The organism is Homoserinimonas sp. A520, from assembly GCF_054489245.1.
This window is the reverse complement of record NZ_JBTMWX010000006.1, coordinates 99,726-126,663: the sequence shown is the minus strand read 5'-3', so window position 1 is coordinate 126,663 and position 26,938 is coordinate 99,726. Positions and strand designations below refer to the sequence as shown.

Annotated in this window: 23 protein-coding genes; 16 read left to right on the top strand and 7 right to left on the bottom strand. The window is 63.6% G+C overall.

Annotated elements, in window-relative coordinates:
• Positions 1-114 precede the first annotated feature (114 nt).
• The 3 genes from ACX3PH_RS14045 (at position 115) to ACX3PH_RS14035 (ending at position 2,454) form a co-directional block, all read left to right on the top strand.
• Complete coding sequence (locus tag ACX3PH_RS14045; RefSeq protein ID WP_459093307.1) at positions 115-1,287, top strand: competence protein CoiA; 1,173 nt, start codon at positions 115-117, stop codon at positions 1,285-1,287.
• Positions 1,288-1,411: 124 nt separating this feature from the next.
• The gene (locus ACX3PH_RS14040) at positions 1,412-1,915 is read left to right on the top strand and encodes a helix-turn-helix domain-containing protein (protein ID WP_459093306.1); all 504 of its coding nucleotides are present in this window, start codon (positions 1,412-1,414) and stop codon (positions 1,913-1,915) included.
• Positions 1,912-2,454: a DUF6036 family nucleotidyltransferase gene (locus ACX3PH_RS14035; RefSeq protein ID WP_459093305.1), complete on the top strand. Its 543-nt coding sequence runs from the start codon at positions 1,912-1,914 to the stop codon at positions 2,452-2,454. Before ACX3PH_RS14040 ends, ACX3PH_RS14035 begins: the two co-directional genes overlap by 4 nt.
• Positions 2,455-2,633: 179 nt before the next feature.
• Here the strand turns inward: ACX3PH_RS14035 and ACX3PH_RS14030 are convergent, their stop codons facing one another.
• Together ACX3PH_RS14030 and ACX3PH_RS14025 are read right to left on the bottom strand one after the other, a co-directional pair.
• On the bottom strand, positions 2,634-4,805 hold the full coding sequence (locus ACX3PH_RS14030) for a family 16 glycosylhydrolase (RefSeq protein ID WP_459093304.1): 2,172 nt from the start codon (positions 4,803-4,805) through the stop codon (positions 2,634-2,636).
• A complete protein-coding gene (locus ACX3PH_RS14025) occupies positions 4,802-5,584 on the bottom strand; it encodes a glycosyltransferase family 32 protein (protein ID WP_459093303.1) in 783 nt (260 codons plus the stop codon). Before ACX3PH_RS14025 ends, ACX3PH_RS14030 begins: the two co-directional genes overlap by 4 nt.
• 398 nt (positions 5,585-5,982) lie before the next feature.
• Between ACX3PH_RS14025 and ACX3PH_RS14020 the strand changes: the two genes are divergently transcribed.
• Positions 5,983-6,642: a hypothetical protein gene (locus ACX3PH_RS14020; protein WP_459093302.1), complete on the top strand. Its 660-nt coding sequence runs from the start codon at positions 5,983-5,985 to the stop codon at positions 6,640-6,642.
• A gap of 247 nt (positions 6,643-6,889) precedes the next feature.
• Here ACX3PH_RS14020 and ACX3PH_RS14015 read toward each other — a convergent pair whose 3' ends face one another.
• The gene (locus ACX3PH_RS14015; protein ID WP_459093301.1) at positions 6,890-7,276 is read right to left on the bottom strand and encodes a hypothetical protein; all 387 of its coding nucleotides are present in this window, start codon (positions 7,274-7,276) and stop codon (positions 6,890-6,892) included.
• 176 nt (positions 7,277-7,452) lie between these two features.
• On the opposite strand from ACX3PH_RS14015, the gene ACX3PH_RS14010 reads away from it, so the two are divergent.
• The 4 genes from ACX3PH_RS14010 (at position 7,453) to ACX3PH_RS13995 (ending at position 13,454) form a co-directional block, all read left to right on the top strand.
• Complete coding sequence (locus ACX3PH_RS14010) at positions 7,453-9,492, top strand: P-loop NTPase fold protein (RefSeq protein WP_459093300.1); 2,040 nt, start codon at positions 7,453-7,455, stop codon at positions 9,490-9,492.
• Between the two features lie 249 nt (positions 9,493-9,741).
• Positions 9,742-10,557, top strand: coding sequence for a carbon-nitrogen hydrolase family protein (locus tag ACX3PH_RS14005; protein WP_459093299.1), 816 nt, complete (start codon positions 9,742-9,744; stop codon positions 10,555-10,557).
• A 60-nt stretch (positions 10,558-10,617) separates the two neighbouring features.
• Complete coding sequence (locus ACX3PH_RS14000) at positions 10,618-11,700, top strand: response regulator (RefSeq protein WP_459093298.1); 1,083 nt, start codon at positions 10,618-10,620, stop codon at positions 11,698-11,700.
• Entirely contained in the window at positions 11,697-13,454 is a 1,758-nt protein-coding gene (locus tag ACX3PH_RS13995; RefSeq protein ID WP_459093297.1) for a sensor histidine kinase, read from the top strand. The genes ACX3PH_RS14000 and ACX3PH_RS13995 overlap by 4 nt, the downstream gene beginning before the upstream one ends.
• Positions 13,455-13,532: 78 nt before the next feature.
• Here the strand turns inward: ACX3PH_RS13995 and ACX3PH_RS13990 are convergent, their stop codons facing one another.
• On the bottom strand, positions 13,533-14,735 hold the full coding sequence (locus tag ACX3PH_RS13990) for an aminotransferase class I/II-fold pyridoxal phosphate-dependent enzyme (protein WP_459093296.1): 1,203 nt from the start codon (positions 14,733-14,735) through the stop codon (positions 13,533-13,535).
• A gap of 256 nt (positions 14,736-14,991) precedes the next feature.
• Between ACX3PH_RS13990 and ACX3PH_RS13985 the strand changes: the two genes are divergently transcribed.
• The 8 genes from ACX3PH_RS13985 (at position 14,992) to ACX3PH_RS13950 (ending at position 24,000) form a co-directional block, all read left to right on the top strand.
• The gene (locus ACX3PH_RS13985; protein ID WP_459093295.1) at positions 14,992-15,564 is read left to right on the top strand and encodes a hypothetical protein; all 573 of its coding nucleotides are present in this window, start codon (positions 14,992-14,994) and stop codon (positions 15,562-15,564) included.
• A 284-nt stretch (positions 15,565-15,848) separates the two neighbouring features.
• Positions 15,849-16,340 (top strand): PKD domain-containing protein, encoded by a 492-nt coding sequence (locus tag ACX3PH_RS13980; protein ID WP_459093294.1) that lies wholly within the window; start codon positions 15,849-15,851, stop codon positions 16,338-16,340.
• A 408-nt stretch (positions 16,341-16,748) separates the two neighbouring features.
• Complete coding sequence (locus ACX3PH_RS13975) at positions 16,749-18,317, top strand: S1C family serine protease (protein ID WP_459093293.1); 1,569 nt, start codon at positions 16,749-16,751, stop codon at positions 18,315-18,317.
• A gap of 242 nt (positions 18,318-18,559) precedes the next feature.
• Positions 18,560-19,543 (top strand): glycosyltransferase family 2 protein, encoded by a 984-nt coding sequence (locus ACX3PH_RS13970; RefSeq protein WP_459093338.1) that lies wholly within the window; start codon positions 18,560-18,562, stop codon positions 19,541-19,543.
• Positions 19,544-19,546: 3 nt separating this feature from the next.
• Entirely contained in the window at positions 19,547-20,359 is an 813-nt protein-coding gene (locus ACX3PH_RS13965; protein ID WP_459093292.1) for a CDP-alcohol phosphatidyltransferase family protein, read from the top strand.
• A 38-nt stretch (positions 20,360-20,397) separates the two neighbouring features.
• Complete coding sequence (locus ACX3PH_RS13960; RefSeq protein WP_459093337.1) at positions 20,398-21,300, top strand: glycosyltransferase family 2 protein; 903 nt, start codon at positions 20,398-20,400, stop codon at positions 21,298-21,300.
• A 7-nt stretch (positions 21,301-21,307) separates the two neighbouring features.
• On the top strand, positions 21,308-22,609 hold the full coding sequence (locus ACX3PH_RS13955; RefSeq protein WP_459093336.1) for a CDP-glycerol glycerophosphotransferase family protein: 1,302 nt from the start codon (positions 21,308-21,310) through the stop codon (positions 22,607-22,609).
• Between the two features lie 92 nt (positions 22,610-22,701).
• Positions 22,702-24,000 carry a CDP-glycerol glycerophosphotransferase family protein gene (locus tag ACX3PH_RS13950; protein ID WP_459093291.1) on the top strand — a complete coding sequence of 433 codons (1,299 nt, stop codon included), beginning with the start codon at positions 22,702-22,704 and terminating at the stop codon, positions 23,998-24,000.
• Positions 24,001-24,060: 60 nt separating this feature from the next.
• Here ACX3PH_RS13950 and ACX3PH_RS13945 read toward each other — a convergent pair whose 3' ends face one another.
• From ACX3PH_RS13945 to ACX3PH_RS13935, 3 genes are all read right to left on the bottom strand, one after another.
• Entirely contained in the window at positions 24,061-24,870 is an 810-nt protein-coding gene (locus ACX3PH_RS13945) for a hypothetical protein (protein ID WP_459093290.1), read from the bottom strand.
• 371 nt (positions 24,871-25,241) lie between these two features.
• Positions 25,242-26,012, bottom strand: coding sequence for an ABC transporter ATP-binding protein (locus tag ACX3PH_RS13940; protein ID WP_459093289.1), 771 nt, complete (start codon positions 26,010-26,012; stop codon positions 25,242-25,244).
• On the bottom strand, positions 26,012-26,812 hold the full coding sequence (locus ACX3PH_RS13935; protein ID WP_459093288.1) for an ABC transporter permease: 801 nt from the start codon (positions 26,810-26,812) through the stop codon (positions 26,012-26,014). Before ACX3PH_RS13935 ends, ACX3PH_RS13940 begins: the two co-directional genes overlap by 1 nt.
• Between the last annotated feature and the right edge of the window lie 126 nt (positions 26,813-26,938).

Below are 26,938 nucleotides of genomic sequence, written 5' to 3'. Positions count from 1 at the left end.
CGTCGACAATGGGCGATCGGAGCTTCCGTCTCGCGCCGCTTGAGTTCAGCCTGCTGACCGCGCAAACGGTGCTGTCCGACGGCGCATGTCGCCAGCTCCCGATACGGTGCCGACATGCCTCTGGTAGCAATCGTCGACGGAGTCCGAATGGAGTCTGTCTTCCTCAGCGACGAGGAATGGCAGAAGATCCGCCTCCTCAAGGGCATGACGGTGATGAGCTGCGGATCATCTGGACACCCGCGGACATCGAACCTGGGCCTGAAATACTTCTCTCACAATCCGGGCTCACATTGCGATCTGCATCCGGGCGGCGAATCCGAATTGCACCTTCGCGCGAAGGGGATTGTCGCCCAGGTAGCCAAGGAGCTCGGCTACACCGCGACTATCGAGTATCCGGCTCCGGACCGATCCTGGATCGCAGACGTGCTCATCGAAAAGGACGGGGTACGTACGGCTGTCGAAGTGCAATGGTCCGGGCAGTCCTCCGACGACTTCCGCCACCGAACAGAGCGGTACCAGGCAGCAGGCATCAACACTATTTGGCTCGCCGGCCCCAAAAGTCTTGCGTTCGCCGGAGGAACAACTCACTTCGGTATCGACGCGCGCGGGGAGGAGATCGTCCTGACAGTGGACGAGCCGATCCGATCTGGTGGAGTCAGCTTGGAACTGAGAGCGGGCCTTCGGCACATTCTGACCGCGAAGATTAGTAGGAACGTTGATGTCGTCGCGAACTGGCTGATTGTCGACGCGGTGATGATCAAGTGTTGGCGGCCGGAGTGCGACAAGTGGATGAGCGCCTGGTTCGTGCGCGTCGCCGGATTCGAGACTCGCTGCGGCATCAAATCCTCCATTTCCACCTCGTACATCCCGCATCAGGCGGACCGGGTTGAGCGACTCATCGAAGATGAGATCCGTATCCTTGGGGCGAGGTCCCGGCTGCCGGCGTTCACCCGTTTCAACCGGCGGTATAGCAAGGTCGTGGAAATGGAGTACATGGCGCAAATCTGCCCACACTGCAACACCATGCAGGGTGACGGACCGCTCATCCTCGAGCGTGGTCACGCATTTGAATCGTGGCAGGCGACCGGCCAACGCCGCTTTCCGATCGACCTCAGCAGCATCGACCCGACCCACCACTGTGTCGACATTGGACGTGGGCACTGCCGGCCGCAAGAACGGTCACCGGTCGCGCTCCGGAGCAGTGACCCGTTTTCCCGATTCGGGCACACGACGGAGACCGAGCGAGAACTCGGCCGTGACCTCCACGTGCGGAGGCCGAGAGGCTAATTGTGCTGGTCGCAACGTCGCTACTGTTTCCACTGCTGGGCAGGTTCAGTCCGCGTGATCACCGGAAACCAAACTTAGACAAGGGTCGCTGTGTTGCACTACAATGCAACAAGGAGGTATGGAGATGTCGACCACGATCATGGACACGCGCCGCGCAGTCGGGTGGACCGTGCGCGAGCTGGCAGAGAACCTGGGTGTCGCTCCTAGCAGCGTCACTCGCATGGAACAGTCCGAGCGGGACGGCCGGATCCAACTCGGAACTCTCCAGCGCGCCCTGAACGTGATGGGACGCAGCCCTAAGATCGAGGTCGTCAACGACCGTCGAGAGGAGCGGGTTGCGATGGAGCTGCACCACGAGCTCGCTCGCAAACTCCGCAGCGACCCGGATAGCGTTCTCGAGGTCGTACCGAAGAACCTGGAACGTCTCAGCACGCGCCTAACCTCTCCGATCAGTCAATCGTGGGTGAACCGGTGGAGCGAGTTGATCGACAGTCCGGTCGACGTGCTCATCACCGGCATGCTCGCCGATACCCCTGAGGGACGCGAACTTCGACAGAACTCCCCGTTCTCCGGTGCTCTCACCCAGGATGAACGGCTCGCGGCGATAAAGCGGGCAAGCGGCAAGTGACACGCAAGGAGCTCGATGAGGCGATCCGCCACGCAACGCGGGTCACCCAGCAGCGCGACGTCCTGATCATCGGCAGTCAAGCCATCCTCGGCTCGTACAACGAAGGGGAGCTTCCTGAACGGGCGACCTTGTCGGAGGAAGTCGATATTGCCCCGATCACAGACGACGAGGACTACACGCTCGCCACTATCATCGATGCGGAACTGGGAGAGTGGTCCCAGTTCCACCAGGACCACGGCTTCTACGTCCAAGGTGTCAACGTCATGACATCGGTGCTCCCGAACGGTTGGGAGACCCGCACCGTCCTGGTTGCCCCGGATGGACCAGGTGGTGCTCTCGCCAGATGCCTGGACCCTCATGATCTGTGCGCCGCGAAACTCGTCCGCGGAGAGGCCAAGGACCTCGAGTTCGTCGACGCTCTAGTGGAAGCCGGCCTCATCGACCCCGTCTCACTAGTGCGGATATGCAAGAAGCTTCCAGTCAGCGAAATCCGCCGCGACATCACCATCAAACGGGCCCAGGCATTCCTGCCGAAGTAAGGCGACGCTGACTACGACACTCTGCGCCCGCTCGTTCGCACCTGCAGTTGTGGGCGGTGGTACCGGACGTAAGGACTCTTATCGGTCAAGCGTTTGGGTCGTGAGCTACCTCATTTACTCGACCGGGAAGTCGCGACAGCTAACTCCTACCTCGCGTGTGTGCAGGCAACATAAAGCTTCTACGGGTGATCAACCGATGCCTCATCCAGCGAACCCTCCACTTCGTCGGACGCGGTCTGGGCCGAACCATAGATCTCGACTGATCGGATGCTCGCTGAGACGGGAAGGAGTGTGGACGCCAAATCTCCGGTGAACTCCCTCGATCGGGAGTGCCAGAGGTTGACGTTGAACTGAAGGGGTTGGTTGGGAATCGGCGTTGGCTCCCACGTATTCCGTTGGTATACAACCTCGCCGTCAACCAGCCATCGGATCATGTTTGGTTGCCAGTCGATCTCATACGTATGAAAGCTGTCCGCGGCGTCGAACCCGAGATCGATCAGGGTGGGTGTTCCACGGTAGCCGTATTCAAGCTTGGTGCTGTTCGGTCCCGGGTTGTAGAAGACGTTGACAAGCATTTTGCTGGTGTCCTTGCCGAGGAATTCGATGTCTATCTCCTGTCGGGGCCCGTTCCGGTGAAGGAACATGCCTGTCACGAGTCCGGACACTCCTGGCGGACGGAGTTTGGCTTTGAACGTGCCGTAGCGGTAGGACGCTGTGGTGGCGATTGCTCCAGATGTGAGTTCGCGCACCGATGTCTTCTCGTGCCGGAGGGTGAGCAATGCGTGGCTCCCGGTCTGGGTGACGTTTGCTGGAGTGAACAACGCCATGTTGCTCGGGAACGTGTCGTCGCGGAGCTCCCAGTCAGCCCGATCGAGGGTTTCGCCAGAGGCCCAGTCGACGCTCGTTGTGAGGGTGTGGGGTAGAGGATCAGCGTCGATCGGAATGCCCCTCCACGCGCGGGTCGGCTTCACTATCCACGGTCCAGCGTCGTGCCTCAGATCAGTCGAGTGGCGAGCATTCGCCAACAGGGTCGTCTGTCCGAAGTTGCGCTGGCCAGTGTCGTGCTCGATCGGATAGGGAAGTGCGGGATAGTCGATGGCGAGGAACTCGGTCAGGGCTCCCCACTTGTCCCGGATATCAGGCGGGAGCATCAGGGTGCGGTCGTTCAGGGCCGGAGTCAACGCCTGGTGCGGCGATGTGGAGATGAAATGTGCGTTCGGATTCGTCCTGGCGAGTCGCCTGAGCGCTTCGGCGGAGAGAGAGCCGATGTTGACGTAGGCGTTGAATAGCCGACCTCGACTGCCGTGGAGGAGAGCGCGCTCTTCGGCCGCAGGTAAGTGTTCAACGTCGCTGGTGCACGTGAATCCGAGCATGGATAGGGCAGTCGCGAGAGCGGTCAAGCCGGTGCCAGGTTCGCCGACTGCAATGACAGGTCCCGGTAAGTGCTTAGTGGCGGGCACGAGGGGCTTCTCGCGTGTAATGACTCCAACTTGGGAAAGGACAGGGAGGACGGAATATGAATTCGTTGACGGCTCGTCGATGCGTTGTTCGATGAGTGGGCGTGCGGCGGTGAATGCTTGCAGTCTGCCGAATTGCATGTTCAGCCAGAGGTCGATGGGACCGTACGCGGGCAGTTGGTCGAGCAGTGCCCGGGCACCTTCACGGGTCAAGACATACCCGGAGGCTTCCCAGATGCCCGGTTTCTTTAGTCGGCGGGCGCCCGTACCGTTGCGGACGGGTGAGACGCCCCCAACGTCCCCGAAGGCAAGGTACAGGAGGTCGAAGTTTGGTGCATCGTTGCCTGGCCGGATAAGCGATAACCAGGTCGCTTCTAGGTCGCGAGCGAAGCCGTGGGTCATGAACACGTCGTCTTCAAGAACGAGCGCGCTCGGTACGTCGCCGTTGGCGATTAGCTTCCACACCTCGATGTGGGATTGTGCCACGGCGACTTCCTGCTTCGTCATCTTGATCTCAAGAGCGCGAGTCTCATCATCAATCTGAAGCAGGGGATTCGGGTCAACGGTGAGCTGATCGGCCAGTGTGTATCGCGGAATCAACTCGGCGGGGTTGGGTCTGGCGTCAATGTACCGTGCGTCGATGGCGGAGAAACGTCGCGCGATTCCTGAGAGCCGTTCACCATGCCTGTCTCGGAACCGGTCGAGTTCTCGCCGAACGCGCCGCCAGCGGTCGGGCCGACGATCGAGGTTGATCACATAAACGCGACGCAACGCGTCGGATTCGGGTCCGCGCGAAAAGACGGTTGCGCGCCGGCGCCAGTCGAGCACGCGGAGGCGAAGCCGCCCGTGATGGAGCAGGCTCTGACGAAAGTCCGCGATCGATCGCTTGTTCACGAGGGGTCTCCACCTGCGTCGCCGCGCACCCAGTTCCTCCAATTGCGTCCGTCGGCTCGGTAGGCGAGAGGCCACTTGCTGATCGCAACGGCATCCCAGGTCGGGAGTAGTTCGAAGTCACGCGGCTGACTGTCCGCGTCTTGCTGAGCGGCGTGAGCGACCAGGACAGCCGTGAGATTGCCAGGTCCGGTGATGGATTGGAGGTCTCGATTGGTCGCGTTCGCGGAGAGCAGGAGTGTCGTTGAGCGCTCTAATGCGCGGGCAATAACCGGATGCCCTGCTCCTGCGATGAGAGGATTATTGTTGACATAGAAGATCCGCTTCGCGCCAGTAGTGTCCGCGAGTGCGTCGGACACGTCGACCATCGAGTCAGACCCGATGTCGTAGCACAACGCCTGAATACGCAACCGACCACTGCCGACTAAGTGTTCGATCTCCCCGCCCTGATACTCGTCATCGGCGTCAATGTACATGCCCCCGATGCGAAGGATGAAGCACAAGCGAAAGTAGTCGGATCGCATTGCGGGATGGCTGCAGCGGTCAAAGGCCTCGAGATAACGCGCGCTGAACTGATCCTCAATGAAGCGTCGCGCGGACGTGTCATCAAATAGTGTCCGCGTGAATCCTGCCATCTCAAGCGGTGCCCAACTATCTAGGCAAGTTTGCACGTCGTCGGGGACAGCCGCAGCATCATCCCAAAACTGAACGAGTAGGCGGGGCGCACTGGCGGGCCCGGCGACGTGGCGTGCGTTGTTCTGCGTGGCGATGAGCTGCCGCATGAACTGCGACCGAAGACTATCGTCTTCGGCGATCTCGGCGGAACTGAGCGTAGGCGGCATTCGATTCGGGCTCACTGTCTGTTTGCGAATTGGAGAGCGTGCGGGGCATTGGTCAATCCATACCAGACGCCGCCGACTCGGTTGGCCTCCGCAAGGGCGACTTGGCGCGATCTTCAGGCGAGGATCATTCGCAAGAGCGCAGGATCTTGCGCACTCTCGTGGCGACGGAGCGCGATAGCGTGTCTAGCTACAGGGGCTCTGGGAATCCATTGGGCTAGCTTTGGCTGACCCGCACCCAGGGAATCGCTGCTCTGACAGAACCCGATGCGAACCCACGCCATCGGAGGGTGCCGATAGGTTTTAGGGACATCAACGGAATAGGCGGATCTGGAGGCCTCATGGACTGGATCCCAATTTCGTACGGGGCCACAGCAATTGGTGCCATCGTCGGGGTGGTCAATATCGCTGCAGTGCTTCGACAGCAGCGTGCGCGGCGGTTCTATGAGCGCTCGATCCGGCTCCTTGACCTACGTGAGCGCCTTGTTGAACTCGGGCCGATGAACGGTCCGTTTGCGTCTTCTTCGGCTCCCGTCGCGCATGACCAGCTCGTTCGAGAGTATGAAAGGGAGGCGCGCACGAACGCGGCACTCTTCGTGTCAGCCGACGCTTGGCTCAAGAAACCCGGGTCCTACGTGTGGGGGTTCGGTGCCCTGCTGTATTCACTGCTGACCGCTTCGATCACGGGAGTGACCGTCGCCCAGAACATGGAGCAGCATCCACTCGCGGTGGCTATTACCGCACTCCTCCCGGGCACGGTGTCCGTGGTGCTCGCATGGACGGGTGCGAGACAACTCCTCCGTCGCGATCGTGTTCGCACCGTGCGTCGTCAGATCGGCGAGGTGGACCCGGTATCGCGCGAGGGGATACTGCGATCCCAGGAGGTGAATGCTGTCAGACGCCTGTTGTCTTGGCTTGCTCGACGAGTCAATCGAAGTTCAGGAAAAGGGCAATCGCAGCCGGAGAACTCTGAAGGTGGCAGGGCGCCTGGCGAAAGATGATGAGCCGATCAGCGCACTGGTGCCACTCAGGCCTCAGGGGAGCGATTGAGTCAAATCTCCTGTCAGGCGAGATGGTGCTGCTGCTGGCTTAGGTGACTCCAGGCTCGTGATTCCAAGGGCCCTAATCGACTCGAATCCAAATCAAATCCGGTTCTCATTTTTGGGAGGGTGTCAATTGCCTAGTTGGCAAGCGCGATCGTTCCCCACCTCGGCGACGAACGGCGCGACGACGCGAGCGAGCCGCTATTCAGGGATCCCTCAGACCTCTCCAAAGCTCGACGGAAGCCCAATTAGATGTGCGATTCTCTCTCGTATGCGCCAGATCCCGGAATGTACGACTCATAACCTGGGTAAGCCCGAGAAGCACCAGCGGTGAGGCGAATTGCATCCAGATCCATGCAGTGAGCGTGCCCGGGTACTCAACTTTTTTCCCGCCCAATGCCACGATTTCCACCAAGTTGGCAACAGTTCCCATCCCCCACAAGACTGTACCGGCCGCCAAGATGACGGCCGCAACTACAAATTCGTATTGCAGTTTGGGTATCCGAAATTTCAATAACTGAATAATCGTTGGTATCCAAAGTAGAACTACAAGTTGAGCGATCAAGCCCGCCGTTTCTTCACTAATCAGCACTAGCTCACGATATCGACACTGCAGCACAGCTGAGCACTCGACGATTGCGTTCAGCCCGAATTCATTGGGCGGCCGGCGGGGATGCGGTTCCGGCGATGCCCGGACGATTTTTCGGGCACCCCCGCATTCCAGCAGGCTTGCCACTAGTAAAAGGAGCGGCATGGTTGACTGTGCCAATGGCCACTGAACCAGCCTCTGTCTCGCCGTGGAGTGATGATTCGCGCGCAAAGGCCGACATAACCGGCCGATCCGAGTTCGCCAGTGCCGTCGCTTCGCGGATTGACAGAAGCGTGGACGGTCAAAGCTCAACCGTATTCGGGGTTGTCGGACCGTGGGGAAGCGGCAAGACCACGCTGCTAAGAGACATCGCCAGTCAACTCGACAGCTGGAAAATCGTTTGGTTCAGCCCGTGGTCTGTCGCGGATACTGGATCGCTCACATCAGAGTTCGTGTCGGCATTGAGCGAAGCCTTTCCGCAATCGTCAACTGTGAAGAAGAATCTCGCCCTGTACTCGCGCTTCGGCTCCCCAGTACTGAAGCTGATCCCGGTTGTCGGGGACGCGGTATCATCGATCGCTACGGAAGCGATTACTGAGCTCACGAAGCGTCCCGCTTGGCACTCAGAATTTCGTAAGCTCAGCGCCGAGATTGCAGCTCAGCACACAAGAGTGCTTGTGATAGTCGACGATGTCGACCGCCTTGACGGCGACGAGTTGCGCTCGCTCTTGCGCTTGGTCCGACTTCTCGGGCGATTTGAGAACGTCCATTACCTGATGGCGTACGACCAAGCGACGATTGATCGAGCTCTGGGGACAGCTGGTGAGAGCTCTGACTTTATGGAGAAGATCGTCCAGTACCCTTTCGAGGTGCCGCCACCGCCCATGGTTGTTCGACGCCGCTGGAGTCGGGCAGTGTTGGACGCCGTCAGCCCGAGTGACAGCGGCACATCCGGAGTCGAACGCGCTGAACATCGTGAGCAGCTCGTCAGGATCCTTGCCTCTGGCCTCGAAACACCTCGAGCGGCAGAGCGCCTGCGCGAGCAGATGGTCAGCCTTGCAGGCCTTATCGCAGACGCGGAGGTCGACGTATTCGACTTCATCGCCCTGACTTGGCTGCGCATCGCACATCATGAGGTTTGGAATCACATCCGCTTGCATCCTGATGACTACCTCTCGTGGCGTGAGGACGATTCTGAAGCGACGCATGATGACCGGATGAAGGTCGTCGAGGCCCTCGTACGTAGTGGGCACGCGCTGCCGGTTCAAGACGCCGTCCGTTACATATTCGAACCGATGGGTTTGGCCGGAGCACTAGACGGTCGGCGAGGGCGGATGCAGAGAGCACGTTACTTCGATCGTTACTTCCAGGTCGGACTCGCCGACGATGACATAAGTGAACGAAGGACTGAAAGCGCCCTTAGAGACCTCGCAAGGGATGTTTCAACGGGCCCAAATGTTGCGGAATTGAAGAACATCCTCGTTGGCCTGGACGAAGAGAGGTCAGCTCTCGCCCTCGACGTAGTTCGAACCTCCAGAAATAACAGCTCCGAGACTTCGCTCGCCCTCCTCGACTACGTGGAGGGTGTCCGAGGGCAACTGAAATCAGCCCTTGGGCTACACGCTGTTCGTATTTCGTCCGCTGACCGATGGCTCGCTGATGAGCTTTTCCTGGCGCTTCAGACGAAACTTGTCTCGACGGCGGATTTGGTCGCGCGTTTCGGATATCAGCTTGTCGCTACTAGTGCGTACGCTGCCAAACGTTCCCATCGCGGCGACGAGAGTGGGATTAAGGAGCTGTACAGGGATTTCGCGCGGCGTTGGGTCGCTGAAGTACGCGAAGAGCCGCTACGTTCAACCCTTGATCGGCCCGAACTCATCCAAATGACGAGTTTTTGCGCTTGGATCGCCACCGCTGAGGACCATGGGGGCTTCCTGTCTGATCGAGTGAGTGGCGGAGAAGCACTCATCGCTGCGGCGACCAAATATGTGTTCTACAACGAATGGGTTGGGTCTGGTGTCAACTACGAGGTCGTGTTCCGTGAACACGACTTCAGGTTTGCGGTTGGGCGTTCCCTGACGGTGGCAGCGCTCGCAGAGGTTTCGACACCAGCCGGTGATCCCGACTATGACGTCGCGGATCGGGCTAGCCCAGACCTTTCAGACGCCCAATGCCGGGACTTTGCAATTCGCAGCCTGCGCGCACTGAGCGTCCGGTAGCAGGGTATGCAGTGCGGCAAGGTCCGTCCGACGTGGTTGTAGAGCGGGACCCTGGATGGACAGAATCCCGCTGGAACTTTTTGGGTCTTAGCTTGGAATCAGTCACCGCGCATTCGGAAACGCTCCTTGTAACGCGTGACTTCTGCGATATCCGGAATCACCCACCAAAACGCAGTACAGAGAAGGCCCGGAATCCCAGCGGTTCCGGGCCTTTTTCGTGCACCGAGCACGCCACCGTAGGCTGGTCCCATGCCTGACACCACGCACAAGCTTGCCGTCGCCGTTGCGCAATTCGCCCCCGGCGCAGACAAGGAAGCCAACCTCGTCGCGGTGAGGGACCTCGCGACCGAAGCCGCCCAGCTGGGGGCGAAGCTGGTGGTGTTCCCCGAGTACTCCTCCCACTTCATCCCTGCGCTGGGACCGGACTCAGTCACAGCCGCCGAGCCGATCGACGGTCCGTTCGCCACGGCACTGGGCGCCCTCGCCAAGGTGCTCGGCATTCACATCATCGCCGGCCTGCTCGAGGAGGCCTCATCCGCTGACCGCGTCTCGAACACTGTCATCGCCGTCAACCCGCAGGGGGAGCGGGTCGCCAAGTATCGCAAGATGCACCTCTACGACGCCTTCGGCCAGAAGGAGTCGGACTGGGTGGTGCCCGGCGAGATCGAGGCGCCCGAGACGTTCGACGTGGAAGGCGTGACCGTCGGAATGCAGACCTGCTACGACCTCCGCTTTCCGGAGGTGACCAGGCGGCTGGTCGACGCCGGGGCAGACGTGGTTGCCGTGCCGAGCGAGTGGGTGCGCGGGCCGCTCAAGGAGCACCACTGGCGAACACTGGTCATCGCGCGCGCGCTCGAGAACACCATCTACGTGCTGGCGGCCGACCACGCCCCACCGGTCGGCGTCGGAAACAGCATGGTGGTCGACCCGATGGGCGTCGAGTTGGTGACTATCGGCGACACCACGGATGTCGCAGTCACCAAGGTGTCAACCTCCCGATTGGCTGAGGTGCGGCGAGTCAACCCCGCCCTCAACCTAAGAAGGTTCAGAATTTCCGAACTGTAGACGACCTGCTGCCGATAGTCTCGGTAGAGGCACTCGAGGGGTGGCAGGGGGAGTTTGATCGTGGTTGAGCCTTATCGGGTCATCGTTGTCGAGGATGACCCCGACGTCGCGTTCTACATCAAGACCGTGTTGACGAAGAACGGATGCATCGTCCAGACGTTCGTAGACCCAGCGTTCGCCCAGCAGGCGATGAGGTTGTATGAACCGGATGTTGTCATCACCGACATCGAGATGCCCGGCATCAGCGGGCTGGAACTGATCAACCTGGTACGCCTGGTCCGGCCGGGAACCCCGGTCGTCGTCATGACCGCCCACGCATCAGCCGACTACGCCATCGAGGCGCTGCGCAACAACGCCGACGAATTCCTGACCAAGCCGATCGCATCCGCCGAGCTCATCGCCATCGTCTCCCGACTGGCCGAAGAGTTCCGCGCAGCCAAGGGCACCATGACCGAGCCCGAAACCGTACTGGCGATCGGCGCCCACCCGAGCGATATCGAGGTCGGTGTCGGCGGCATCCTGGCTGCACACAAGGCGGCCGGCGACAACATCAACCTGCTGATCATGTCCCGCGGCGGACGCAAGGGAAACGTGAGCTCCCGGCAGAACGAGGCGTTCATGTCGGCAGAGTTGCTCGGTGCCAGGCTCATTCTCGAAGACCTGGTCGACACCGAAATCAGTAGCGCCGAACCCACCGTCGGCCTGATCGACAAGGCCGTGCGAGAGGTCAACCCGACGATCGTCTACGTGCACAGCGACCGCGATCTGCACCAGGACCACCGTGCCGTGCACGCAGCAACACTGCTCGCCACGCGCGGAGTGCGGACGGTCTCCTGCTACCAGAGCGCGTCATCGACCGCCGACTTCCGCCCCAACCGGTTCATGAATGTCGACGGTTTCATCGAGGCTAAGGCCGAACTCGTCGGATGCCACAAGTCGCAGGTGGAGACCAGCCGCTACTACGCGCTCGACTTCGTCACGGCCACCGCCCGCTACTGGTCCCGTTTCGGCGACGGCGACTACTGCGAACCGCTCGAGATCGTGCGCGACTCGACGGATGTCTCGGCTGGCACCCAGGATGTCGCCCAGGCCCTGAAGCAGCACCGGCTTGCCCAGGGCCGGCTCCGTCAACTCCCGCAGTGACCGCACCTCGAATGAAATTCCGTCGGCTGGCGCAGGCGTTCACCCCGGAAGACGTCTCCCCGGTCATCAAGCAGGCTGCGACCACCCTCGCGTTCGCATTCGCGCTCTACATCGTGTTCACGGTGCCTGGGTATGAGATCACCGACTGGTTCAGCATCTGGGCGTCCATTGGCCTGATGGTGCTCGCCGTCGCGTTCTCGGTGGCCTTCTCGACCACCAAGTCGAAAACGCACTGGACGATCATCATCCCGGTGATCTCGCTGATGGCAATCGGCGTGCTGCGCGCTGGTGCAGGCGGACTGTTCTCCGTCGTCGCCATCCTCCCGCTAGTCTGGATCGCCTCCGAGGAGGGCCGTCGTTGGGTGGTGCTCGCCATCGTCGCCACCGCCGCGTCGCTTTCGCTGGAAACCACCTGGCATGGCGAGACCCCGACCGATAGCGACCTTGCCAGCACGATCTTCACGCCGTTGGTGTTCGGTCTCGCCGCGCTGGTCATCAACGAGATCGCCCGTCAGAGCCGCAAACGCATCAAGGCGAACCGAATACTGATGGAGCAGCGCGAAACGATGCTCGCCCAGGCGGTCGAGTACGTTCGCCGGCTTCGCGAGAACGAGCGGCGGCTGGAGGAGGCGGAACAGTTCACCCGCAGCATCCTGGACTCCGTCACGCTGCAGGCGGTCATCGCCACCAACCTGACCGGCCTGATCGATGCGTTCAACGACGGTGCAGAGTCGATGTTCGGACTTGAGGCTGCCGCTGTGAAGTTCAAGCGGCACATCTCCGACTTCCACGATCCGGATGAGCTGGAGGCGCGTGCGCGCGAACTGAACTACCCGGCTGGTGCGACGGTGCTGAACCCCGGGTTCTCTGCGCTGGTCGAGAAGGCAAGGCTGGGCGGCGCCGAACAGCACGAGTGGACCTGGATCAGGGCGGATGGCACACCTTTCCCGGTCGAGGTCGCTGTCACCCCGCGCTTGGACGAAGAAGGCAAGGTCGTCGGCTACATCTTCCTCGGCACCGACATCACTGAGCACAAGGAGGTCGCCAAGCTGCAGGACGACTTCGTCGGCCTGGTGTCGCACGAACTCCGAACGCCTCTCACGTCGATCCTCGGCTACCTCGAGTTGTTGCGCGATGACGCCACCGAGCCGCTGTCCGACGTGCAAAAGCAGTACCTGGCGGTGGCCGAGCGCAACGCGCAGCGGTTGCTGCACCTGGTCGGCGACCTGCTGTTCACGGCGCAGGTGGCATCCGACAAGTTCCCGATCGAGATCGCCGACGTCGACCTCTGTGCGGTGATCGGGGCATCCATCGACACCGCGCGCCCGTCGTCGCAGGCTTCGAACGTTCTTCTCCTCTATAAGGAGGCTCCGGAACCGATCATGATTCGCGGGGACGTGGTCAGGCTCGGCCAGGCCGTCGACAACCTGCTGTCGAATGCCATCAAGTTCACCCCCCGTGGGGGAACTGTGACCGTCAAGCTGGACCAGGCGGATGACACGGTCACCATCTCGGTGAAGGACACCGGCATGGGAATCCCGGCTGACGAGCTCTCGCTGCTCGCCTCACGTTTCTTCCGGGCGTCCACCGCGACCAGGAATGCAGTTCAGGGGGTGGGCCTCGGCATGTCGATCACCAAGGCGATCGTCACCTCGCATCGCGGGCAGCTCGACGTGGAGAGCGAGGTCGGCGTCGGCACGACGTTCCGGGTGGTGCTGCCGATTCGCATGGCCGACGAGGAGCACGCGGCATGACCCCGTGCAGCCTCTTAAAGCGCGGCCTACCCGTCAGCTACGGACACGCTCGTACAGGCGCCCGCGCCGGGTGTGTCCTCAGCTGACGGGTGGAAGCTCGGCGAGCTGGGCGGATGCGCGTTCCAGCAGTTCCCGCTTCTTGCAGAACGCGAACCGCAGGTGCGTGTTGAACGACTCCCGCGTTCCCGGTCGCACGAAGGCGGTGACCGGAATGCCGACCACGCCGGCGAGGCCAGGAAGTCTGCGGCTGAAGTCTGCAGCATCCGTCACGCCCAGCGGCGCGGCATCCGCAACGATGAAATAGCCGGCATCCGGGAGTGAGATGGTGAAGCCGGCCTGCCTCAGTCCGTCGGCGAGAATGTCGCGCTTGGCGCGCAGATCGTCGGCAACACCGTGGAAGTAGCTGTCTGGCAGGCCGAGTCCGACCGCCATCGCCGGCTGGAACGGCGCTCCGTTCACGAAGGTCAGGTACTGCTTCACGGCGAGAATCGGCTGCAGTAGTCCGGCCGGGGCGGTGAGCCAGCCGATCTTCCACCCGGTCGTGTTGAACGTCTTCCCGCCGCTGGAGATGGTGACGGTGCGCTCACGCGCTCCCGGTAGCGTTGCAATCGGGATGTGCGGAACGCCGAAGGTGAGGTGCTCGTACACCTCGTCGGTGACGATGATCGCGTCGTGCTTGTGGGCGAGCTCGACGACCAGCTCGAGCGTTTCGAGGGGGAGTACGGCGCCGGTCGGGTTGTGCGGACTGTTCAGAAGGATGAGCCGGGTGTTGTCATTCACGGCGGCCCGCAGGTCGTCGTGGTCGGGCTGGAAGTGCGGCGCCCGCAACTGCACGGTGCGGTGAACGGCCTTGTTGAGCGCGATCACGGCGGCGTAGGAGTCGTAGAACGGCTCGAGCGTAACCACTTCGTCGCCCTCATCGGTGAGGGCGAGGATCGTCGCTGCCAGCGCCTCCGTCGCGCCCGCGGTGACCAGCACATCGGTGTCGGGGTCGATCTCGAGGTTGTAGAAGCGTCGCTGGTGGTCGGAGATGGCGTGACGCAACACGGGGAGCCCGACGCCCGGCGGGTACTGGTTGACCCCGTCGCTGATCGCCTGGCGGGCAGCCTCGAGCACCTCGCTGGGTCCGTCCTCGTCGGGAAAACCCTGGCCGAGGTTGATGGCGCCCGTGGTGTGGGCCAGCGCCGACATCTCCGCGAAGATGGTCGGCTTCAACTCGCCGTCGTCACTGAGGAGCATCGCCCCGCGGGCCGTCCGTGCCCACGCCCCTGCAACCGTCACTGTCGCCCCTTCGCTGTCTGCCGTTGTTGTGCGTTGCTCGCCGACCTGTGTTGCGCTGGTCGAGCTTGTCTTCCGCTGGTCGAGCTTGTTTTCCGCTGGTCGAGCTTGTCGAGACCAACCTATCGCGGCCGCTGTTCGAGCCCGTTGCGTTTCGCTGGTTGAGCTTGTCGAAACCCCCCACGGGCAACCCGACCCCTTCTCTGCCCCTGTGGAAAATTCGCGCGCAGCCAACGCCGCACCCCCTACCCTCTTACTCATGCGCTCAGCCCTGCCACTCGCGGCCGTCACCATCGCGGTCGCGATGCTGCTGAGCGGATGCGTTCCGCAAGATCCCGAGATCACGCCACCACCCGAGCCCACCACCGAGCCGATCTTCGCCTCCGACGAGGAGGCGCTCGCCGCCGCGACGGATGCCTATGCGGCGTACCTGGCGATGTCAGACCTGATAGCGCAAGAGGGTGGGGCGAACCCGGAGCGCATTCAATCGGTCGCTGTGAGGGACGCGCTTGCCGACGCGGTTGAAGGCTACGCAGTCTTTCAGGAGAACGGCTATCGAAGCAGCGGAAACTCGCAAATCAGGTCTGTTGAATTTCAGTATTATTCGCAGGCGCAGTCCGAGATAACCGATATCGCTGCGGTGTACGCCTGTCTTGATGTCACGAATGTTGATGTCGTCGACAGCTCCGGTGTGTCAGTCGTAGAGTCGAGCCGTCCGGATGTTCAGCTATTTGAAGTGACCTTTGACGTGCTCACGCTTGAGCCACCAGAACTGATTGTGGCCTCAAGAGACCCTTGGTCGGGTGACAACTCTTGCGACCAATCGCGCTAGTTTCTTGTTGGATAGCTCTGACGCTCTTCCTATTCGGTGCCGGAAATGCACAGGCCGAGGCTGCAACGGACGGGTGCAATGAAGCCACCCTCCTAATTAGCGGTTGCCCAACGGTCGGCGGCGAGATCGTTGACGGCGGTGTTGAGCTGGGCGGTGAGGTGGCAGTCCCTGGATCCGGCAACGGTGGCGGTAACGGTACAGGGGGTGCAGGAAGCAACGCCCCTGTTGTCGCCCCGCCGCAACCGGGCCAATGGCTGCCGGGCAGCGATCGCGGCGCTCCCACCGTGACTGGTCCGGTAACGCTGAGTGACCTGGTGAATTTCCGTCCTGCGCCCGGGGTCGACCACATGGAGCCCAACGGCTGGATGATCGTCGGCCTCGACACCAACTTCTATGCCAGGTCCGCAGTGCAGGTGCAGGACGGTCTGTTGTTGGGGGAGCCGGCATCCGTTCGTTTCACCCCGGTGCGTTACCACTGGACCTACGGCGACGGCACGCGAGCATCACGCTCGATGCCAGGCACGACCTGGCGCGCTCAGGGAGTCGATGAGTTCGATCCGACGCCGACGAGCCACGTGTACACGTCGTCCGGTACCTACTACATCGACCTCACCATCGACTTCGCCGCCGAATATCGCTGGGCCGGAAGCGACTGGACCACCATTGCCGGGACCATCCCGGTGCCGGCGAACCGGCTGGTCGCCACCGCCGGCGGAGCCAAGACGGTGCTGGTCGAGCACGAGTGCACGCTCAACCCGACCGGTCCCGGCTGCTGATTGCTCTCACCACCGAATCGAGCCGCCGCTCTGGGCCGCTCCGCTCCTGTGTGCTGCTGACGCGCACGGGTCGCTGACACGCGAACGGATCTGCAGCACCGTAATCCGCGACGCGTACCGATCGGAGGCACGCCTATACATATGGGCAAGCGACTCTCCGATCGATGCGCGCGACGGCTATGAGCGGATGCCACGCGCCGCTTTGCGTCGCGCTCGGCCATTCGAAACCGGGCGCGCCACTGGAAAGGCAGTGCGGCACTGACTCTCGCCCGGGAAAACGAAGAGTTAACCGGGAATGCCCATGCCCGCGCCGCCGTTCAACCAACGAGCGGCGCGCTCTCAGTGTGCGCAAATAGAATGCTCAGGTTGCCGGTGAAAGCTGGCTGCGCCGCCTGAAAGGAGCACCCGATGTCCGACAACACACCGTCGCAGCCGAAACCCGAGTCCGAGACCCCGAGCACCGAACCGAACACCGACCCGAGCATTCCGAACCCGAACCCGGACCCGACCGAGCCCGAGACTCCGCAAACAACGCCGAGCACTGAGCCCGACGCCCCGCGTAGGGAACCCAGCAACCCGAGCGCACCAGACCCCACCACGCCGACCACGCCGGCACTGAGCCCCGGGGCGCCACCGGCACCCCCCGCTCCGCCAGTACCGCCGACCGGGTCGCACCCGCAGCAAGCGTCCGCGACACACCAGTCCACGGCACACCCGTCGCCGGCACAATCGGCGTCAGCGCCACAAACGGCGCCAGCCGAGAAGCGCAACGGCAACGTCGGCGTGATCGCCGCGCTCGCCGTCGGTGCCCTGATCGGTGGTGTGTCCGGGGCCGGCGTGACCGCCATCGCCTTCAACAACAATGGCGGCCAAAGCTCCACGATCAGCCCGACCGACACCAACATCACCGTCAACGACCCGGGCAACGCGACCACCATCACTGCGGTGGCTGCGGAAGCCGCCCAGTCAGTCGTGACGATCTCGGTTCGCGGCGAAGGAGCATCCGGAAGCGGTTCCGGCGTGTTCCTGAGCGATGACGGTTACGTTCTGACCAACGCCCACGTCGCCACCCTGAGTGGCGCGACGGCCGACCCTGCGCTGAAGGTGCAGACCTCTGACGGCCACCTCTACGACGCAAAGCTTGTCGGCAGCGACCCGATCGCCGACCTCGCCGTGGTGAAGATCGACGCGGAAGGGGTCGAGTTCAAGCCGGCGAAGTTCGCCGACTCGTCCCACCTCAACGTCGGTGACACGGTGGTCGCACTGGGCGCCCCGCTCGGCCTCCCCAATACGGTCACCAGCGGGATCATCAGCGCGCTGAACCGCAGCATCACCGTCTCGTCGTCCGCCGTTCCGGAGGAGACCGAAGACTCGGCGCCGCCGCCCGAGGATGACGGCAACAACAACGGCCCGTTCGATTTCTGGGAGTTCGACGACGATTCGGCGGACCGCCCGGCGCCCACCGCCACGATCGCCCTCCCGGTGATCCAGACGGATGCCGCAATCAACCCCGGCAACTCCGGCGGTGCCCTTCTGGACTCTGACGGAAACGTGATCGGCATCAACGTGGCCATCGCCAGCGCCGGAGGTTCGCAGCAGGCATCCGGCAACATCGGCCTCGGTTTCGCGATCCCCTCCAACCTGGCCGAACGCGTCGCGGAGGAACTGATCGAAGACGGAACCGCGAGCCACGGCCTGCTGGGCGCGAGCGTGCTCAGCGTCTCCGACGACCAGGAGGCGTCAAGCATCAGCGCCACCGTCGGCTCTGTCATCAAGCAGGTCACGCCCGGTGGCGCTGCGGATGCCGCGGGGCTGCAGCCTGGCGACATCGTGACGCAGTTCAACGGTATGCCGATCACCAGCAGTACCGACCTCACCGCACAGGTGCGCGTGCTTCCTGGCGGGGCGGATGCTGAACTCGTCTACGTGCGCGGCGACCGCACCGAGACGGTCACCGTGACCCTCGGCGAACTGTAGAAACGCACCAGCCAGACAGCGAGGTGCCGCCCGCTTCGGTGGGCGGCACGGTCGTGTTCACGTACCGGAATCACCGAGGTACGGAATACTAGGCTTAGCCGGGCCCACCTGCCGGGCCACCCATGACAAGGCGACGACTGGACAGAATGACGCGCGGAACCCCTGAGCATCCCGACAACGCCGGGACATCTCACGCTGCCGGGCCCGCCGACCCCGACACCCTGCCCGGAGTGTCCTATGTGATGCCCGTGCTCAACGAGGTGGAGCACATCGAGGCCGCCGTGCTCAGCCTCGTCGACCAGGACTATGCTGGCCCGTTCGAGGTCGTGCTGGCGCTCGGCCCCAGCGTCGACGGAACCAACCAGGTCATCGACGAGTTGGCGAAAGCCGACCCGCGCATCCGCAGCATCCCCAACGAATTAGGCTCGACGCCCGGTGGGCTGAACGCGGCCATCCGGGCATCCAGCTACCCGGTCGTGGTCAGGGTGGATGCGCACTCCGTGCTTCCGCGCGACTACACGCGGCTCGGCGTTGCCGCACTCCTTCGCAGTGGTGCAGACAACGTTGGCGGCATCATGAAGGCCGAAGGGGTGACCCCGTTCGAGAAGGCGGTCGCCCACGCCTACGGGGCGAAGGCGGGCCTGGGGGGCACGCCGCACCACGTCGGCGGAAAAGAAGGGCCGGCGGATACCGCCTACCTGGGCATCTTCCAGCGGCACCGCCTGGTCGAGGTAGGCCTCTTCGATGAGGGCATCAAGCGCGGGCAGGACTGGGAACTGAACCGGCGGCTCCGGGCTACCGGCGGAACCGTCTGGTTCACGCCCGAACTGGTCGTCGTCTATCGCCCCAGGTCGAGCCTGTCGAAGCTGGTGCGGCAATTCGTCGCGACCGGCATCTGGCGCGGCGAACTGGCGAGGCGTTTCGCGCGGGAGAACGGCATCCGCTACTTCATCCCGCCGGCGATGGTGCTCACGGTGCTGGTCGGGATCGTGCTCGGGATCTCCGGCGTGATGAACAACAACTGGCTCACGCTCGCGTTCATCCCGCCGGTCGTCTACGGCCTCTTCGTGCTGGCGGCGACCATCCCCGTGCTGACCGCCCATGGCATCCGCACCGCTGCGTGGTACCTGGTGGTGCTGCCCTGCATACACTTCGGGTGGGGAACCGGTTTCATCCTCGGGTTCCTCAAGCTCACGCGCAACATCACGGCACACACGGGAAGGTGACAATTGACGTCATCCGCCGGCGGCACCGCCCGCCCCACGTCCATCGCGCAACTGCGTGAAGTGTCGCAGCCGCCCGAGGTGCGCTCGCGTGCGAACGCCGAGCACTGGACCGCATCGCTTTACCTGCGTGACGTGTCGCCGTACCTCACCTGGCTGCTGCTGAGAACGTCGATCTCGGCGAACGGCGTCACTGGGCTGATGATCCTGGTCGGCTGGGCGACCGCACTCTCGCTGCTCGTGCCGGGGATCGCCGGGGCAGCCCTGGCGCTGGTGATGGGCCAGCTGCAGATGCTGGTGGACTGCTGCGACGGCGAGGTGGCACGCTGGCGCGGCACCAGTTCGCCAGCGGGGGTCTTCCTCGACAAGGTCGGGCATTACACGACGGAGGCGCTGATCCCGATCGTGATCGGCATCCGCGCCGCCGGCTACCCATTCGACGCCCCCGACGACTTCTTCTGGACCACCCTCGGTTTCGCCCTGGCGGTGTTCATCATCCTGAACAAGGCGCTCAACGACATGGTGCACGTCGCCCGCGCCAACGCCGGGCTGCCGAAACTGGCCGACCGCAAGGGGGAGGCGGAACCCAGTCAGCGGATGATCGCGAAGCTTCGTCGCGCGGCCCGCTTCGTGCCATTCCACCGCCTGTACCACTCGGTCGAGTTGACCATGCTCGCGTTCCTGGCCGCCATCGTCGGCCTCTTCGTCGGCGCCGAGGTGGCCGACCGGGCCCTGTTGCTCGTGCTGGTTCCCCTCGCGCTGCTTGCGCTGCTCGGGCACTTCGTCGCCATCATGGCGTCGCGTCGGGTGCGCGCGTGACCGCTGAGAACCACCCAGAGTTGCCGTTCCGGAGCGATGTGCCCGTTCCGCCGGGCACATCTCTCCGGAACGGGCACAATCGCAGTGTCGGGGTGGTGGTACTCACCCAGGGGACGCGTCCGGATGACCTCGCAACGGGCATCCGCAGCGTGCTCGCCCAGACCGGGGTGGCCCTCGACGTGGTGGTGGTGGGCAACGGATGGCAGCCGACCGGACTCCCCAAAGGGGTGAAAGCCCTCGCCCTCGACGAGAACCTGGGCATTCCGGCTGGCCGCAACCGCGGCGTCGCCCAGGTGAGCGGCGACTACATCTTCTTTCTCGACGATGACGCGAACGTTCCGTCGCCGACTTTCCTGACGGATGCGATCGGCCTGATCGAAGCGGACCCGGGCATCGGCCTGGTGCAGCCGCGCGTGGTTGACCCGTCTGGCGTCACCAATCCGCGGCGCTGGGTTCCGCGCATCCGCAAGGGGGAGGCCACCCACTCCAGCAACGTCTTCTCGGTGTGGGAGGGCGCGGTGCTGTTGCCGCGCGCGGTATTCGACGCCACCGGAGGCTGGGCCGAGCCGTTCTTCTATGCCCACGAAGGCATAGAACTGGCCTGGCGGGTGTGGGACCAGGGACTGCGGGCCTGGTACGCGGGCGAGCTGGTGGCGCATCATCCGGCGATCGAGCCCACCAGGCACAGCTACTACTACCGGTTGAACGCGCGTAACCGCGTGTGGCTGGCAAAACGGAACCTGCCAGCGGTGTTCGTGCCGCTGTATGTCGGATGCTGGACCGGTGTGCAGGTCATCCGCTGGGCGCGCAGGCCCGCCGCGCTGAAGGCCTGGTTCGGCGGCTGGGCGGCCGGCTGGCGGGAGAGCGCAGGCGAGCGACGGAGCATCGGGTGGGTAACGGTTTGGCGGATGACGCTCGCCGGTCGTCCCCCGTTGATTTAATGTCATGGTGCCCTTGATCCACGATGTGAAGACCGCGACGCGGGTCGCCCGCAACCTGCTGCGATCGCGGCGGACGCGCCGGGAGCTGGCCAACCGTCGTGACAGCTTCGCCCCCCAGAGCCCGGGCAGCATCCAGATCGCCGTCTACTTCGCCGACACCAAGGTGAACCTCTACCAGTTGCGGCAGTGGTACGCGCCGCTCGCCGAGCTGTCGAAGAGCTGGCCGGTCGCCATCATCTCCCGCTCGCCCAGCGCGGCACTCCGCCTCATCGATGAGGCTCCGGTTCCCACTCTGTATCTGCGCAAGGTGGCCGACCTGGAGAGCTTCGTCAACGAGCAGGATCTCAAGATCGTGTTCTACGTGAACCAGAACGCGCGCAACTTCCAGATGTTCCGGTACGGGCGCATGTGGCACGTTTTCATCAACCATGGTGAGAGCGACAAGATGTACATGACCACCAATCAGTTCAAGGCGTACGACTACAGCTTGGTCGCGGGAGACGCCGCAGTGGAGCGGCTGCGTCGCAAACTCTGGGATTTCGACGTCGACGGGCGAACCATCAAGATCGGCCGGCCACAGGCCGACCATTTCGCCGGCGAGTTTCCATACACACCGGATGATCGCACCGTCGTGCTCTACGCCCCCACCTGGGAAGGTGACCGCGAGGCCGCGGCCTACGGCTCGGTGCAGTCGCACGGCGTGACCCTGGTGAGCAAGCTGCTGGCTTCCGGCAAGCACCGGGTCATCTACCGTCCGCATCCGCGCAGCGGCGTGCTCGACCCCGGGTTCAAGCGGGCGAATGAGCAGATCATCGCGGCCATCGCGGCGGCTAACGCCCGCGACCCTCAGGCCCAGCACGTGTACGACGACGGCCCGACTCTCGGCTGGCAGCTGGCCGCCGCGGACATCGCGATAACGGATGTCTCGGCCATGGTTTACGACCGCCTCGCCACCGGCAAACCGCTCCTGGTCGCGCGCCCGGTGTCGGAGACTGCCGAAATCGATGAGAGCGGGTATCTGGGCGCAGCGGAGTGGCTGAACGCAGACCAGGCCGGTGACATCATCGACCTGATCGAGCGTGTGCGTACCAGTGACGAGGCGCAACGGCGTCTCGAGTACTGGGTGGAACGCCACTTCGGCGACACGACGCCCGGAGTCACCACCGCCCGGTTCCACGCGGCGGTCGAGCGACTGGTGACCGAGTGGCACCGCAACGCCGCGCTGCACGTCGGGGAGAAGCGGGTTCGGGAGTCCGACCCGTTCGACGCCGACGCCGATCAGGAAGACGACGGCCCCTCCGCCGACTGAGCACCAAGGCTGCCTGAACTCGTCGAGACCCTGGCCCACGCCGAGGCCCCAACGCTGAACTCCTTCTCAGCTTCGGCTCCTACGCTCGAACAATGTCATTCGCAGACGATGTGCGCGCCGCACAGCGGGTCCTGCGCAACGGCTGGCGGTCTATGCGATCGCGAAACCGGCTGGCCGCAATGCCGGGTGCGTTGGAGCATCCGCCCCCCAATTCGGTACGAATCGCGGTCTACTATTCGGACAGCAACGTCAACCTCTACCAAGTGAGGCAGTGGTACGCGCCGCTGCTGGAGCTGTCGAAGACCTGGCCGGTGGTGGTCATCGCCCGGTCCCCGGGGGCGATGCTGCGCCTGCTCGAGGAGTGCCCGCTCCCGGTCGTCTACCTCCGCAAGATCGTGGACCTCGAGAATTTCGTGCTCGAGCAGAACCTGGCCGCGGTGCTGTACGTCAACCAGAATGCCCGCAATTTCCAGATGTTCCGGTACGGGCGCATGTGGCACGTTTTCATCAACCACGGTGAGAGCGACAAGGCCTACATGTCGAGCAACCAGTACAAGTCGTACGACTACGCCTTCATTGCAGGGCAGGCCGCAAGTGACCGCCTGCGCCACGCCCTCTGGAACTACGACGTCGACGCTCGAACGTTCATGATCGGGCGGCCTCAGGCGGACTATTTTGCCGGGGAGCCGCCCTTCCCGCCAGACGGCCGAACGGTGGTGCTGTACGCGCCGACCTGGGAGGGCGACCGATCGTCGATGAGCTACGGGTCCGTCGCGTCGCACGGCGTGGAGCTGACCAGCTCGCTGCTGGCCGACCCGAATTATCGCCTCATCTACCGGCCACACCCGCGCAGCGGGGTCGTCGACCGTGAGTATGGCCGCGCCAACGAGCAGATCATCGCAGCCATCCGCAAGGCGAATGCGACCGACCCGGATGCCCACCACGTGTACGACGACGGCGGCGTGATCGGCTGGCAGTTGGTGGTGGCGGATGTCGCTATTTCGGATGTCTCGGCGATGGTTTACGACCGACTGGCGACGGGAAAGCCGATCCTGATCACCCGGCCGGTGTCGCCGGACGCCGAGATCGACGACTCCGGCTACCTGGGTGCGTGCGAGTGGCTCACCGTCGACGGGGCGCGGGACGTGATCTCCCAGGTGCACGCGGTGCTGAACAATCCGGATGCTCGAGAGCGGTTGCAGTTCTGGGTGGAACGGTACTTCGGCGACACCACCTCTGGAGTGGCAACCCAGCGCCTGCACGACGCCGTCGCCCGGCTGGTCGCCGAGTGGGAGCGGCACGCGAGGCTGCACGTGGACGACCCGCGAACCCGTGAGCCCGACCCCTTCGTGGAGGACGCCGAGCACGAGGAGGGCCTCCCCGCCACCTAGCCCCACGCCCCTGTGGGTTGAGTAGTCCGCGAAGCGGGCGTATCGAAACCGCGCTTCGAACTACCCGTTCGTCCCAGGAGGCAACTGTTTCCGCAACGGAACCACACGCATCCGTCGCTTCGCGCCAGGCTCCCGCGGTACCCGCACCCGCGGCTCAAGGTTCCCCGGGAAGGCCGCCGGAGCCGGTCCGAACGCCTGCCGCGAGGCCTGCACGATTTTGCGCCCCAGGATGTTGCTGCCCACTCCACCGATGACGGCGCCGATGCCGAACGGAAGCAGACGTCCGACCGCGTTGGTGGTGGTGGTCCGTGCGAACCGGGCGAGGAACGCGCGCTTGACCCGGTCGGCGATCGGCCCCATGAACGCTTGCGGCACGTTCCGGCCGATCACGTCGCCCCAGAAACGCGTGCGCGGCACGGCCTGACCCGTGGCCTGTGCAGCCAGGTTGCGCACCAGGTCGGCGCCAGACGTTCCGAGCATCATGGCCATGACGATCGTGCGTGCACGGTCGGGGTCGGTGACGGCGATTCCGTGGATCTCGGTCACCGACTGCGCGAACAGGGCGCTCGCCTCCAGGAATACTGCGGTCTCGACCCCGGTGAGCGCGAGCCCGATGCCGGTTCCGACCCCAGGGATGACGGCGGATGCCCCAACTCCGGCACCGCCGGCCGTCACCGCGGTGAGGAAGTGGCGCTCCAGGATACGGATGATCTGCTCGGGCGAGGCATCCGGATGCCGCCGGCGAACGTTGCGTACATGCGCAAGCACGGCCGGCCGCTGCGTGGTGAGCAGCCGGTCGAAGCCGCGCACCGCCATCGGATGCTCGGCGACGTGCTCAGGGTTGATCTGGTTCGGGTCAACGATCTGCATGGCATCCTCTCGCGGGGTTCACCATCATAAGTCGCCGCGCTGATGGGTTGTCGGTTGCCCCCCACCTGCCAACGATGACCGGCCTTTCATCGATGAGAGGTAATGCCGGGTTCATCGAAGACAAGCGTGGGCACGCTTCAGCGACTACCGTGGTGACACCATGAATCCCCAATCGCTTACCGACTCCTACTCCGCTGCCTGGGCTGAATGGGAGCAGTCCGGAGAAGACGAACTGTGGGAGTGCGTCGCAGCCGACTTTTGATCGTAACGATGACGAGGTTTGTCGTCGATGACGGTGTTTAGAACAGGCGCATCGTCGACAAACACCGTCATCGTCAGAAGACTTGCTCGTGAGCCTCGACGGGCTGAAGTTACGCGGGCTCGCCGTAATCGGCGTTGTAGCGGTCGAGCACCTCGCCGATCGAGGAGTCGAGCACGAGCGCCCCCTTGTCCAGGTACAGGCCGCGGGTGCAGAACCGCTTCAGGTCTTTCTCGTTGTGGGACACGAAGAACAGGGTGCGACCACCGGTGAGCAGTTCCTCGATGCGGCGGTAGCACTTCTCGCGGAAGGCCTTGTCGCCGACCGCCAGCACCTCGTCGACGAGGATGATCGGCTCCTCCAGCCGGGAGATCACGGCGAACGCGATGCGCACCTTCATCCCGCTCGACAGGTGCTTGTACGGGGTGTCCAGGAAGTCGCCGATCTCGGCGAAGTCGATGATCTCGTCGAAGCGGGCCTCGATCTCGTGCCGCTTCATGCCGTGCAGCCCGGCAGTGAGGAACACGTTGTCGCGCACGGTGAGGTCATCGACGAAACCGCCGGTGATCTCGATCAGCGGCGCAACACCGCCGTGCACGCTCACCGAACCCTCGTCGGGCAGGATCACCTCGGCGACCAGCTTCAGCAACGTCGACTTGCCCTGGCCGTTGCGCCCGACCACGCCGATAGCCTCGCCGGCGGCCACCGTGAAGTCCACATCACGCAGCGCCCAGAACTCGCCGGGCCGGCTGCGCCGCCTGCTGCCGGCGAACAGGTCCTTGAACGAGCGGCGGGCGCGACGGTTCCTCTTGAAGCGGATGCCGGCATCCGCCACCGTGATGACCGGCGCCCCTTCGACGTGCTCGCTGACCGTGGTGGACATCAGATCTCCTTCAGCACGGCACGCTCGGTGCGTTTGAAGATCATGAGGCCCAACACCAGGAAGAGCACACACATCGCTGCCCCGATCCCCACGGTCAGCCAGTCGAGCTGGTCGGGGAAGAACGCCGCGCGGTACAGGCTGAAGATGCCGGCCAGCGGGTTGAAGGACGCCCAGAAGCGCAGGTCCTCCGGAAGGTCGACGACGCCGTAGATGATCGGCGAGGCATAGAAGAGGAACCGCAACGCCAGCTTGGTGGCGCGCTCCAGGTCGCGGAAGAAGACCACCAGCGGTGCGACGATCAGGCCGATGCCGGTCACCAGCATCGCCTGCAACAGCAGCGCGAGCGGGAAGAACACGACCTGCCAGTGCAGCTGGGCCCCGGGGGAGAAGACCGCGAACACGACGAGCACCGGGATGCTGGCGATGAACTCGATGCCCTTCGACAGCACCAGGCGATTCACCCAGATCGTGCGTGGGATCTTGGTGGAGCGCACCAGCTTCGCCTCGCGCAGGAAGGCACGCGTACTGTCGGAAACGGCGCCGTTGAACCACATCCACGGCAGCAACGCGGTGAGCAGGAACACGATGTACGGCTCTTCGCCCACCGGGCGTTCGAACACCTGCGTGAACACGAACCAGTAGATCCCGGCCATGACCAGCGGGTCGAGGATCGACCAGACATAGCCAAGGGCGGATGTCGAATACCGCACCCGCAGGTCGCGAACGGTCAGCAGCCAGAGGGAATGGCGATACCGTTCGAACGGCGACCACGCTGGTCGGGTTGGGGCGAGTGCGGACACGACCACTATCGTATGGTCTCGCGCATGCGGGTTGAGTAAGTCGCTTAGCGACCGTATCGGAATCGAGGTCTCGATACGCGCCTTCGCTGCGCTCAGGGGCTACTCGACCCGCATGAGGAATGCGGG

What these genes read in the sequence shown, in the direction of transcription:
- ACX3PH_RS13945 (WP_459093290.1), bottom strand. Translation starts at nt 24,870, where the DNA reads ATGCAGATCGTTGACCCGAACCAGATCAACCCTGAGCACGTCGCCGAG.
- ACX3PH_RS14005 (WP_459093299.1), top strand. Translation starts at nt 9,742, where the DNA reads ATGCCTGACACCACGCACAAGCTTGCCGTCGCCGTTGCGCAATTCGCC.
- ACX3PH_RS14010 (WP_459093300.1), top strand. Translation starts at nt 7,453, where the DNA reads ATGGCCACTGAACCAGCCTCTGTCTCGCCGTGGAGTGATGATTCGCGC.
- ACX3PH_RS14025 (WP_459093303.1), bottom strand. Translation starts at nt 5,584, where the DNA reads ATGCGGCAGCTCATCGCCACGCAGAACAACGCACGCCACGTCGCCGGG.
- ACX3PH_RS13950 (WP_459093291.1), top strand. Translation starts at nt 22,702, where the DNA reads ATGTCATTCGCAGACGATGTGCGCGCCGCACAGCGGGTCCTGCGCAAC.
- ACX3PH_RS13940 (WP_459093289.1), bottom strand. Translation starts at nt 26,012, where the DNA reads ATGTCCACCACGGTCAGCGAGCACGTCGAAGGGGCGCCGGTCATCACG.
- ACX3PH_RS13970 (WP_459093338.1), top strand. Translation starts at nt 18,560, where the DNA reads ATGCCCGTGCTCAACGAGGTGGAGCACATCGAGGCCGCCGTGCTCAGC.
- ACX3PH_RS13985 (WP_459093295.1), top strand. Translation starts at nt 14,992, where the DNA reads ATGCGCTCAGCCCTGCCACTCGCGGCCGTCACCATCGCGGTCGCGATG.
- ACX3PH_RS14020 (WP_459093302.1), top strand. Translation starts at nt 5,983, where the DNA reads ATGGACTGGATCCCAATTTCGTACGGGGCCACAGCAATTGGTGCCATC.
- ACX3PH_RS14040 (WP_459093306.1), top strand. Translation starts at nt 1,412, where the DNA reads ATGTCGACCACGATCATGGACACGCGCCGCGCAGTCGGGTGGACCGTG.
- ACX3PH_RS13975 (WP_459093293.1), top strand. Translation starts at nt 16,749, where the DNA reads ATGTCCGACAACACACCGTCGCAGCCGAAACCCGAGTCCGAGACCCCG.
- ACX3PH_RS14045 (WP_459093307.1), top strand. Translation starts at nt 115, where the DNA reads ATGCCTCTGGTAGCAATCGTCGACGGAGTCCGAATGGAGTCTGTCTTC.